This is a genomic window from Halomonas sp. 72 (assembly GCF_052379785.1).
Lineage (GTDB): Bacteria > Pseudomonadota > Gammaproteobacteria > Pseudomonadales > Halomonadaceae > Vreelandella > Vreelandella citrativorans.
Map to the genome: position 1 here is coordinate 128,693 of NZ_JBQSYY010000007.1, position 11,533 is coordinate 140,225.

Genomic DNA, 11,533 nt, shown 5'->3' on the forward strand with positions numbered 1-11,533 from the left:
ATCCTGCCTTTTATGATTGATGGATATGCTGGCGATGCCACCTGATTTCACCAGGGCTCGCCCAAAACGAGCCTTACTGACAAGGAGTGTTCACCTTGCCTGAACCACTCACTGTGCCATCTTCGCTGACCTCCCAGGTTGAGCGACTGTTGCCCAGCGCGCGCTTGGGCCGCATGGGACGCTTACGCCGCGGGCTGGAAAAAGAAGGACTGCGGGTTGATGCAAACGGCCATATTGCGCAAACCCCGCACCCAAGAGCTTTGGGTTCCAAGCTAACGCACCCGCATATCACCACTGATTATTCAGAAGCGTTGATTGAATACATTACCCCGGTGTATTCGCAGCCACGTGAAGCCTTGGCCTTTTTATCGGATCTGCACACCTTTACTTATCAGCACCTTGACCAGGAGTGGGTCTGGCCGGGGAGTATGCCGTCACGGCTTTCAGGTAATGCCAGCGTGCCCATTGCGGATTACGGCTCTTCCAACGTCGGAACCATGAAGCACGTCTACCGTAAAGGGCTGGACGTACGTTATGGGCGGATCATGCAGGCAATTGCTGGCGTACACTACAACGTCTCGTTACCTGATGATATGTGGCACGCGCTGCGCGAGCTGGAAGGTGCGAATAATATCCCGTTTAACGACTATCGTTCGACGCGCTATTTTGGCCTTATCCGTAATTTTCGACGTCATAGCTGGCTGCTGCTTTATCTGTTTGGCGCTTCGCCTGCGGTAGATAAAAGCTTTTTGCCTAACGGCAACGTGCCTGAAAAGTTGAAGCCACTCAACGACGATACGTTTTATGCACCGTTCGCTACAACGCTGCGTATGTCGGATCTAGGCTATCAAAATAAGGTCCAGGCTCAGCTTAAAATCTGCTTTAACTCGCTATCCAACTATGTGAACACGTTGCGCCATGCGATCTCAACGCCATGGCCGGATTATGAAAAACTCGGCGTTAATGTAGAGGGTAACTGGCAGCAGTTGAATGCCAATATTCTCCAGATAGAGAACGAGTACTACAGCGATATTCGTCCCAAGCGCGTCGCCAAGCATAACGAAACGCCTAGCCAGGCGCTTGAAGCGCGCGGTGTTGAGTATATTGAAGTGCGCTGTTTGGACCTGAACCCCTTTGACCCGCTGGGTGTCACCGAGACACAGATGCGCTTTGTCGACACCTTCCTGATGTGGTGTTTACTCAGCGATAGCCCGTGGATTTCTGATGATGAGTGCGACCGCCTGGACGACAACCGTCGTTGGGTGGTGGAGCGCGGCCGTGACCCAGAGTTAACGCTGATTCGTAATGGCCAGACCACCTCGGTTAGTGAGTGGGGCGAGCAGATTTTTGCAGAATTGAACGAAGTCGCCCGCCTGCTGGATGCTGTGGAAGACGATGCGCCTCACGCGGCAGCACTCAATGAGCTGGCCCCGCGTTTGCGAGATCCTTCGCTGACGCCCTCGGCTCAGCTGTTGGCGCTTATGAAAGAGGGCAATGGCTCGTTAAGTGATACGCTGCTTGGGCTGGCCAAGGAGCAGAGCGAAAAGCTTAAAAATACACCCATGCTACGCTCACGCGAAGCCTTGCTTGACCAGTTGATTGAGACCTCGCATCAGCAGCAGAAAGATATAGAAGCGGCAGACCAGGAGAGTTTTACTGACTTCCTCGATACGTACTTTACCAAGGCGCGTGAATCGCGCGCGTTGTCTGCGTTACTACTTGAGGAGAGGCAATGAAGCCCATAGCACTTCGCCCCGTGGCCCTTGCAGGCTTGGCATTTTGTGTCTTGATGATGGCCGTCGCGCTTGGCCTTGAGCATATTATGGGTCTTGAACCCTGCCCGCTATGCATTTTTCAGCGCGTAGCGGTCATTGCTGCAGGTATGATCTTTGCGGTTGCGGCTATCCACAACCCAAGCGGTCGTGTGGGGAAAGGCATTTACGGTGTGTTGGGGTTGATAGCGGTAGCCACCGGCGCGTTTATTGCCGGTCGCCATGTGTGGCTGCAAACCCTCCCGGCTGACGAGGTACCGTCCTGTGGCCCAGGTCTTGGCTACATGATGGATATCCTGCCCATGCAGGATGTCGTTGCCATGGTGTTGACGGGCTCTGGAGAGTGCGCCGAGATTGACGTTACCTTTATGGGGGCTTCTCTGCCTGCCTGGACATTCCTCGGCTTTGTTATCCTGGCGCTTGTACCTCTGCGGATATTGTGGCTAGCTATCAAGCGATAGATGGCTGTTTGTGCGGCCAGCGTTTTGGCTGGCCGTTAGCATCAAGGAAACGGCCCCTAACAGAATTGACAGAGAAAGGTGGAAACGCGAGCCTTACTCTGTTGTAGGTGGCTATTAGCAAGGAGAAACCCATGCTCGAAGATTGCAAAAATGCCCAAGAGCGCTGGGGAGGCGTTCATGGCTTGATCGACCGCTGGCTGGAGCAGCGCCGCGCGCTTTTGGCGAGTTTTATCGAGCTAAAGGAAGCCTGTGACACTGAACTAGACGCCGTTAGCAAAGAGCGCATTGATACCTTTAGCCAAATGCTCATGGATTATATTAGCGCGGGGCACTTTGAGATTTACCCCCAACTTGCGGAAGAAGCGAAAGCCTTTGATGATGAGAGTGCGCTGCACATCGCATCACGGCTTCTGGAGCGCCTTGAGATGTCTACGCAAATGGTGCTTGAGTTCGACCAGGATTACGAGTCGCCTGTGCGTTGCCAGCAGCATTTGGTGCGCCTACCCGCCTGGATTGACCGCTTGGCAAAAGGTCTCACTGAGCGTTTTGCGCTAGAAGATCAGCTCATTGCCCGATTGCACGCCGCCAATACCCCCAGCTAAGCCTTTCCTCTTCATTGCTTGTTGTTTAGCGCCAGATAAAAGCACCCTTGAAGGTGCTTTTTGTCGTATTTTATTCCGGCTAATCTTCCCTAGCGCCCTGGTTTAATTAGGCGATACTTGCTGCTTGGTTGAGGCTTCCTAATACTGTTTCTTTTTATGAAGGAGACGTTTACATAAGTTGATTTGATAATAAATAAGCTATAGTTTGCCTGAAGTATGGTTTAACTATTAATAAGATGAGGAAGAGTAGTATGCGACGTTTTTCCAAGCCTTGTTTAGCAGGTTTTTGCCTATCGGCGATCAGTATTGCCCTCGCGCCCACAGTGGCCGCATGTACCTCCCTTCTTTATAGCGACGCAAATGATAAATTTTATGCGGGCCGCACCATGGAATTGCCCATGGAGCTACCTTATAAAGTGTCCTACTTTCCAGCAGGCACTAGCTTTGGCTCGCAGGCTGATAAACATCACGTGCTGGACTTTACCGGCCAAAACGCCTTTGTTGCCGTTACGGTGCCGGACCCCGTATCAAAAGATTTAAAAGTAGCGGAAGGCGTTAACGACAAGGGATTGACGTTTGGCTTGCTGGCGTATGCCAGCACCGAAGGCCCCGCCGATATGGTTAACAATACGCAGGCGGTGCTGGCAGCTATCGACCTCGGCGCTTGGGCGCTTTCTCAGTTTTCTACCGTTGACGAAGTAAAGCAGGCGTTAGAAGAACAACCTGTTATGGTGACGTCGCTACTGCCGATGGGCGTGCTGGATACGCCGTTTCACTACACGTTGCACGATGCCACGGGCAAATCCATCGTGATTGAGTTTGCCAATCACGAACAGAATGTTATCGACAACCCGCTAGGGGTTATGACTAACGGGCCAGAATTTTCCTGGCACATGACCAACCTGAATAACTACACGTTTTTAAGTAACATTGACCAATCAAAGCTGGAATTGAGTGGAGTAAAACTTGCTCAGCCTGACTCAGGAATTGCGACGGCCGGGCTGCCTGCGTCGAATACGTCAGTTGGGCGCTTTGTCCGCGCTATTTACTACTCCCAGTTTGCTGAAAAAGCAGAAGATGCAGACAGCGCCATCACGACGCTTGCCCATGTCATGAATAACTTTGACCGGCCACGCGGGATTACCATCGACAACCGATTCCGCGACTCGATTGAAAATATTGCGGCACCCGGGGTTAACAATGACCGTGTCTACACCTCGGAGTACACCTCCTGGACGTCACTGATTGACCTTCAGCAGCGGACGCTTCACCTGCGCTCTTACGATAGCCTTAACTACATCCATTTCGATCTGGATGAGCTAACGGATATTGATGAGATCCGTCATGTTGAACTCAAGGACGTGGTTCATGGCCCGCAAGACGCCACGCTGGCCTTGAGTCAATAAGAGAAAGGGGGCCGCTCAAACGGCCCCCTATGTTCGTCTGGCTGCTACGGCTTGTGGCGGTGTAGTTTGCCACCCAGCACCAGCATACAGGGCGTCAGCAGAAGGGTGAGGGCGGTCGCGAAGGTAAGCCCGCCGGCAATAGCGCTCGACATCTGTGTCCACCACTGCGCTGAAGGGGCGTTGAACCCAAGTGATGGTGCGAACAGGTTGACGTTCATGCCCAGTACCATCGGCATCAAACCCAGTACCGTGGTGATTGCCGTTAACAGCACAGGGCGAAGCCGCAAACAGCCTGCTTCCAATGCGGCCTCGGCCGGTGCCATCCCTTCAAGACGTAGCTCATTATAGGTATCGATTAATACGATATTGTTATTCACCACGATACCGGCCAGCGCAATAACCCCCATACCGACCATCACAATGCCAAAGGCCTGACCCGTGATCAGCAGCCCTATCAATATTCCGGCTGTCGAGAAGACGATGGCCGAAAGCACTAGAATCGCTTGGTAGAAGCTGTTGAATTGAGTCACCAGAATCAGTGACATCAGCCCAATAGCGACAAAGAACGCACTGATCAAGAACTGCATCGCCTCCAGTTGGTCCTCCTGTTCACCGGCCACATTCACCATCAAATCATCGGGCAGCTTGTCTTGCGCTTCCTGAAACAGTGCCCTTAAACGTTCATCTGCCAGATACCCCGGCGCCAAATCAGCTTCGACGGTAATGGCTCGGCGCCCATTAATACGATTAAGCGTGCCTACTTTGGGTGCCGGAGTAATCTCCACGAAGTGAGAAATAGGCACCTGCCCGCGCGGTGTGTTTATCGTCATGCGGCCGAGTTGGTCGAGTGAGCGCCAACCTTCCGGTAACCGAATTCGAATATCGACCTCATCACTAACGTCAGGCGGCCGGTAGCTGGCCACCTGTAAGCCGTTGGTAAGCAGTTGCACCGCACTGCCAATGGTCGTGATATCAGTACCCATGCGCGCGGCCGCTTCGCGGTCCACATTGATCCGCCACTCCACGCCTGGCAGGCTACGGTTATCCTGAATGGCAACGAAGCCCCCTAGCTCATGCATGATGGCTTGTAACTGGTCCACCCCTGCATCGGCAACGGCTGGGTTCATGGCGCTGACTTCCAGAACGATAGGCTTTCCGCCTCCAGGCCCCATCTCCTGCTCCTGAAACTCCAGGCGAATACCGGGAATGTCGCTGGCGCGTTCGGCCATATCGGCCAAAATTTCTCGGGAAGGGCGGCGCTCATACCAATCAATAAACTGAAACTGGAGTACGCCGATAACATCGTTCCCCAGTTGCTCGTTAGGAACGGCAAACGAACGCGCGTAGAGCGCCTGTACTTCGCTCATCCCTGATAGCCGTGCCTCCACGCGCTGAACAATGGCATCCGCCTCCAGGGCAGAGAAGTCGCCACGGGCGCGTACCAACACCTGGGCGCTGTCCGGCTCAACGTTGGGGAAGAAGTCGACCCCGTGATTGAGGCGCCCGTAGGCTGTGTAAATTAATGCCAGCAGCAGCACGGCAATGATAAGTACCCAGCCAGGGCGGGCTAGTAGGCGGGAAAGTAAGCGCCGGTAGGCGCGGCCCAGCCGAGTACTTTGGTCGGGGCGAACTCCGCCCTGCGCTGGCTTGGTGGCCGTGCGGGTAAACAGTCGCCCAAGCGTGGGTAAGAAAATCAGCGCCATGGCCAGCGACGCCAGTAAACAGAGAATAACGGTTGCAGGCAGATACTTCATAAACTGACCGACCATACCGGGCCAAAACAGCAGGGGGATAAACACCGCAAGTGTCGTGGCGGTAGAGGCGATCACCGGCCAGCTCATACGTGAGGCAGCGTTCAGCCATGCCTGGTGGGGCGATTGCCCCTCGCGCAGATGACGATCCGCCAGCTCGCTCACCACAATCGCCCCGTCTACCAGCATGCCCGCGACCAGAATCAAGGCGAAGAGCACCACAATGTTGAGCGTGAACCCAAACGCCCAGACCAGCAGAATACCGGTTAAAAAGGCGCCAGGAATAGTCAGGCCCACCAGAAGCGCCATGCGCAAACCCATCACGGCGACCACCACGATCAGGACCAGTACTACGGCGGTCAGCACGTTATTGAGAAGCTCTGAAAGCATATCCTCAACCGTGACCGATTGGTCGAGAATGGTGGTGATATTTAACTGCTCGGGCAGCAAATCACTTGCCTGGTCGAGTGTCTCGCGCACCGCAGCAATGGTGGCAATAATGTTGGCACCAGCGCGTTTGGATATTTCCAGTACTACGGCGGGTTGGTCATCAATACGCGCAAAGCCTGCGGGGTCTTTAAAGGTGGGGTGAATCCAGGCGACGTCGCCAAAGGTAACAACGCGATCCTCATCCACCTTCACCGGCATGTTCATAACATCTTCAAGCGACTCGATAACGCCGGGCACCTTCAACGCCATACGGCCTGCGCCAGTATCCAGGCTGCCCGCCGCTACCAGCCGATTGTTATTGGAGACGATGTTAAACAGCTCGTTGAAATCGATGCCGTAACTCTCCAGCACCAGTGGGTCGACCACGATCTCCAGCAAGTCCTCCTGTTCACCACCAATATCCACTTCCAGCACATCAGCGATGCCTTCAATCTCCTCCTTTAGGCGGCGCGCCACGGTAATCCGTTCCCGGGCATCCAGCTGCCCGGAAAGGCCAATGCTGAGTACCGGAAATTCCGACACATTAACTTCCATAACTCGCGGTTCATCCGCTTCGGAAGGTAAGTCGCTGCGGGCGATATCAACGCGGTCACGAACGTCGGAAAGCGCCGTGTCAGGGTCAAAGCCTGGGTCAAACTCCAATGAAATAGAGGCGTGGCCTTCGTTGGATTGGGCCGTGAACTTGCGCAGTCCTGCAATGCCGCGCAGTTCCTGCTCCATAGGACGAATCAGCAGACGCTCGCCATCCTCCGGGCTTACGCCCTCCAGCGTTAGTGAAACGTAAATCAGCGGAATCGTAACGTCGGGGTTGGCTTCCTTGGGAATGACCTGCCAGGCAACCACGCCTGCCAGCAGCAGGCTAACCAGCAGAAACAGCGTGGTGCGCGTATGGTGAAGCGCGGCATCAATCAACTGGCGCATTAGCGGGCCTCGGATGCAGCGTCAACAGAAACAGGCTCGACAACCTCGCCTGCATTCACAAGGCCAGCGCCCAGCGTGATTAAGCGCACCTGATCGGGTAGTCCACTTACATAGGCACTTTCAATCGTCGCGCTAACCAGCTCCACCGGCGTCTCAATCACTTCGTTATCGGCATTGATATGCTTGATAGTCAGCTGATTTTCATGACCAAGAGACAGCAGAGCAGGCGAGAGGCTGTGTACAGAGCGGGGCGGCAGGGTAATCGTAAGCTCCGCGCTACCGCCGGACATGGGCAGCTGCAAAGGGTTATCCAACGTCGCTTCGACATAGAACGTACGCGTTGCTTCATTGGCCCGGCGGCTAATAAAGCTCAGCTCGCCCTCAAGATGAGCGCCATTGAGCAAGCGAGCCGTAACGGGCAGGCCAACGGCCAGGTCACCCACTTGTTGCTGAGACACCCAAGCGGTGCCGGTTAAACGGCGATCATCTACCAGTCGCCCCCACTCTTCGCCGGGTTGAACGAGATCACCCAATTCAACCTCAATACGGTCCAGCGTGCCGCTAAATGGGGCTTGAGGGCGTGAGTCGGCAAGCTGTTTTTCAAGCTGAGCGACTTGCGCTGTACTCGCGCTTAAAGACGCTTGTAAACGTAGCAGTTCGGGCTGGGAAATAAGCTGACGATCACGCAAATTCTGGGCGCCGGAGTATTCGGCTTGAGTGAGCGAAAGTTCATCGCGGGCTTGCTGTAAGCGTTCTGGCAGGGCGTCGTTATCCAGCACCAGTAGCGTCTCCCCGGCCTCAACAGGGCTCCCTTGGGCAACAGGTTTTTCAACGACAAACCCACCGACGTTGGCGCGCAGGGTGACCTCACGCTCGGCGGTTAGCTGGCCTTGAACCATTTGCTGAGGGATGTAGGGCACGCTGTCGAGTGTCATCACTTCAACGCGCGGACCGCTTACGGAGCTACTTTGTGCCTCGGGAGGCGCGGATTGAAAGCGCTGGAAATCGCCCAGCACTAACCAAATGACCAGACCCAATACCAGTAAACTGGCCAGCATATAAGAAGAGGGAAGTTTGCGCATAAAGGGGGATCTATCCCTGGCAACTGTGTGCAACGACACACGAACAAGAAAAAAGGTGCAGCGATACAATAGCGCAACCAACGGCTTGCAGCGAGTGATTGGCAGGCCCGATGAAGGCAAAGTCACCGTATGGATGATTGAGTTTTTGCATGACTGCGCATAACATCTTGGCATCTTGAGTTCTGTCGACCCATTTGAAGGCGAACCAACCAAGGAGCAATGATGAAAGATCCAGTACGTATTGCGATTACCGGCGGTGCCGGCCAGATCAGTTACTCTCTTATTTTCCGCATCGCCGCTGGCGATATGCTGGGGCCGGATCAGCCTGTCATTCTTCAGCTGCTCGAAATTCCGCAAGCAATGGACGCGCTGAACGGCGTAGTAATGGAAGTCAACGACTGCGCCTTCCCGCTGGTACAAGACATTGTTGCCACTGACGATGCCAACGTTGCATTTAAAGATGCTGACTTCGCCCTGTTAGTCGGTGCGCGCCCGCGTGGCCCGGGTATGGAGCGTAAAGATCTGCTGGAAGCCAACGCCGCGATCTTCTCTGTACAAGGTAAAGCGCTGAACGATCACGCTAGCCGTGACGTTAAAGTGCTGGTGGTGGGTAACCCGGCCAACACCAACGCGCTGATTGCTTCGTGCAACGCGCCGGACCTGGACAGAGGTCAGTTCACTGCCATGACGCGTCTGGACCATAACCGCGCCCTGACGCAGCTGGCCCAGAAAACCGGCAAGCACGTGACCGACGTTGAAAACATGATCATCTGGGGCAACCACAGCGCAACCCAGTACCCCGATATCGCTCAGTGCAAGGTTGACGGTAAAGCGGCGTTTGATCTGGTTGAACGTGACTGGTACGAAAACGACTTTATCCCGACGGTACAACAGCGCGGTGCGGCGATCATCAAAGCACGTGGCGCGTCTTCTGCCGCCTCCGCTGCCTCTTCAGCCATCGACCACATGCACGACTGGGCGCTGGGTTCCAAAGGTATCGTCAGCATGGCGATTCCGTCTGACGGCAGCTACGGCATCGCCGAAGGTATCATCTACTCCTACCCGGTGCGTTGCCAGGGCGGCAAGTATGAAATCGTTCAAGGCTTTGAGCTTGACGAATTCAGCCAAGAGAAGATGAAAGCAACCGAGAAAGAACTGCGTGAAGAGCGCGCAGCCGTTGAGCACCTGCTCGGCTAAACGCGCTTCTGATTCTGTTAGTAACAACAACCCCGCAAGCCCAGGCTTGCGGGGTTGTTGTTTTATAAGTAACGCTTATTATTTCTATAATATGGACAAGATACGATGATTTTAAAGTAAAGAGAAAGGTGCTTCGGATGAGCTTAATTACCCAAAAGCAGGCTGCAAGGACAAATAAGAAGGGCCAGTCGCCTGAGCAAGCGCTTCATCGGGAATGGGAGCGTATTGTCAAGCTGAAAGCGGGTAACGAACGGCTTGAGGATGATTTGAAAACCTTTGAAAAAGAATGCCTAGAGGTTATCGGGCCAGCAGAAGAGCAGGCGGCAGAGGCAATACTGGACCAAACCCGGCATTTAGGTACCTTTTTGTCGCGTAAATCATTAGCCCAGTGGCAACGCGCCGAGTTGATGGGCTGGATTGAAGAAAATCTAAACGATCTTCTGGCAAATCCTTTCTGTGATAGGCAAGTGCTTGAGGAGGTGCTTCAGCATATCGTTGATATGGATAACAGTAGGCTATCGCCGGAGCAGAGGCACGCGTATCAAAATAATAATGAAGATGGCATGAATGATGGTGCTCAGTATGCGCAAGAGGACTCAGAAGATATTGACAGTGAGAGCTTTGAGGCTTTGGAAGAGGAGCTTTTTGAAGAGTTCTTTCATCAGCAGCAAGAGCAGCAGCAAGAAAGAGAGCAGGAGCAAGAAGGTCAACAATCCTTGCAAGCGATGCTGGGAAAGTCATCTGTCAATATGATCTTTCGACGCTTAGCTCGCCTGCTGCATCCTGACCGAGAGTTGGATGCTGATCTTAAGCAGCTACGTGGCGAGCAGATGGGGCGAGCGACTCATGCAAGAGACAGCAACGATCTATTCACGCTGTTTTCAATGTATGAGGAGCATGTCGGCGAGTCACCCTTGGCTGACTTGGGGGATGATAAAAAGGTGCTAAAATTGCTGAAATCTTACTCGCGGACATTGCGGGAGCAGCGTGACGATATTATTAATGTTACTCCTATACGTGCGGGTTTTTATCAGCATTTTTATGATGCCAAACCAGAGATTAGAAAGCGTAAACTACAGGAGTATTGCAAGAAGGCAAGAGATCAGGCGAAGCGAGAAAAAGAGATTACTCACTCCATTCGCAGTATTGCGACACTCAAGCCTCATCTGGAAGAACGCTATGACATGGGGATGTCTCAGTTTGCTGTCGAAAGCTTGCTAGCATCCTATTAGCGCGTTTTTTGATCTCGCGACGGTGTGCAACCATTTGAGGGGATTCTTGTAGCGCGTGGTAAGCGAAGCGCACCCGCAGCGGCGGCCCGGCGCGGGAGCAGCGCGCAGCGGTGCCGGGGTTGATTCTGTGCCTTTAGGCGTCGTACCGCCGCCATTCGCGGGTGCCTTGCCGCTCGTTCCTCACGGCGCGTTACCGCGCGCTACTATATGTGGCCATTTGGGGGGGATTCTCGTAGCGCGTGGTAAGCGCAGCGCACCCGCGGGAGCAGCGCGCAGCGTTGCCGGGGTTAATTATGTGCCTTTAGGCGTCGTACCGCCGCCATCTGAGGGGATTCTTGTAGCGCGTGGTAAGCGAAGCGCACCCGCGGGAGCAGAGCGCAGCGGTGCCGGGGTTGATTCTGTGCCTTTAGGCGTCGTACCGCCGCCATTCGTGGGTGCCTTGCCGTTCGTTCCTCACGGCGCGTTACCACGCGCTACGATGTGTGCGGCCATCTGAGGGGATTCTTGTAGCGCGTGGTAAGCGCCGCGCAGCGTTGCCGGGGTTGAATGCGGTGGCACATCCGGGCGTCGTACCGCCGCCATTCGCGGGTGCCTTGCCGCTCGTTCCTCACGGCGCGTTACCGCGCGCTACGATATGTGCAGCCATCTGGGGGATTCTT

At 54.4% G+C, this 11,533-nt stretch carries 9 protein-coding genes; 7 read left to right on the forward strand and 2 right to left on the reverse strand.

Annotated features, from left to right (window positions below):
* Positions 1-95 precede the first annotated feature (95 nt).
* The 4 genes from gshA (at position 96) to ACT3T6_RS09430 (ending at position 4,241) form a co-directional block, all read left to right on the forward strand.
* Positions 96-1,736 (forward strand): glutamate--cysteine ligase, encoded by a 1,641-nt coding sequence (gene gshA, locus ACT3T6_RS09415; RefSeq protein WP_193055055.1) that lies wholly within the window; start codon positions 96-98, stop codon positions 1,734-1,736.
* Complete coding sequence (locus ACT3T6_RS09420) at positions 1,733-2,233, forward strand: disulfide bond formation protein B (RefSeq protein WP_193055056.1); 501 nt, start codon at positions 1,733-1,735, stop codon at positions 2,231-2,233. The genes gshA and ACT3T6_RS09420 overlap by 4 nt, the downstream gene beginning before the upstream one ends.
* Positions 2,234-2,364: 131 nt before the next feature.
* Positions 2,365-2,835 (forward strand): sigma D regulator, encoded by a 471-nt coding sequence (gene rsd, locus ACT3T6_RS09425; protein ID WP_193055057.1) that lies wholly within the window; start codon positions 2,365-2,367, stop codon positions 2,833-2,835.
* 251 nt (positions 2,836-3,086) lie between these two features.
* Positions 3,087-4,241, forward strand: a complete 1,155-nt coding sequence (locus ACT3T6_RS09430) for a linear amide C-N hydrolase (RefSeq protein WP_193055058.1) — start codon at positions 3,087-3,089, stop codon at positions 4,239-4,241.
* A 44-nt stretch (positions 4,242-4,285) separates the two neighbouring features.
* On the opposite strand, the gene ACT3T6_RS09435 is transcribed toward ACT3T6_RS09430, so the two are convergent.
* Positions 4,286-7,363 carry an efflux RND transporter permease subunit gene (locus ACT3T6_RS09435; protein WP_193055059.1) on the reverse strand — a complete coding sequence of 1,026 codons (3,078 nt, stop codon included), beginning with the start codon at positions 7,361-7,363 and terminating at the stop codon, positions 4,286-4,288.
* Positions 7,363-8,445 carry an efflux RND transporter periplasmic adaptor subunit gene (locus tag ACT3T6_RS09440; protein ID WP_193055060.1) on the reverse strand — a complete coding sequence of 361 codons (1,083 nt, stop codon included), beginning with the start codon at positions 8,443-8,445 and terminating at the stop codon, positions 7,363-7,365. Before ACT3T6_RS09440 ends, ACT3T6_RS09435 begins: the two co-directional genes overlap by 1 nt.
* A gap of 222 nt (positions 8,446-8,667) precedes the next feature.
* Between ACT3T6_RS09440 and ACT3T6_RS09445 the strand changes: the two genes are divergently transcribed.
* From ACT3T6_RS09445 to ACT3T6_RS09455, 3 genes are all read left to right on the forward strand, one after another.
* Positions 8,668-9,642, forward strand: a complete 975-nt coding sequence (locus tag ACT3T6_RS09445; protein WP_226913676.1) for a malate dehydrogenase — start codon at positions 8,668-8,670, stop codon at positions 9,640-9,642.
* A gap of 137 nt (positions 9,643-9,779) precedes the next feature.
* Positions 9,780-10,874, forward strand: coding sequence for a hypothetical protein (locus ACT3T6_RS09450; RefSeq protein WP_193055062.1), 1,095 nt, complete (start codon positions 9,780-9,782; stop codon positions 10,872-10,874).
* Positions 10,875-10,929: 55 nt separating this feature from the next.
* The gene (locus ACT3T6_RS09455; protein WP_444625943.1) at positions 10,930-11,370 is read left to right on the forward strand and encodes a hypothetical protein; all 441 of its coding nucleotides are present in this window, start codon (positions 10,930-10,932) and stop codon (positions 11,368-11,370) included.
* Positions 11,371-11,533 lie beyond the last annotated feature (163 nt).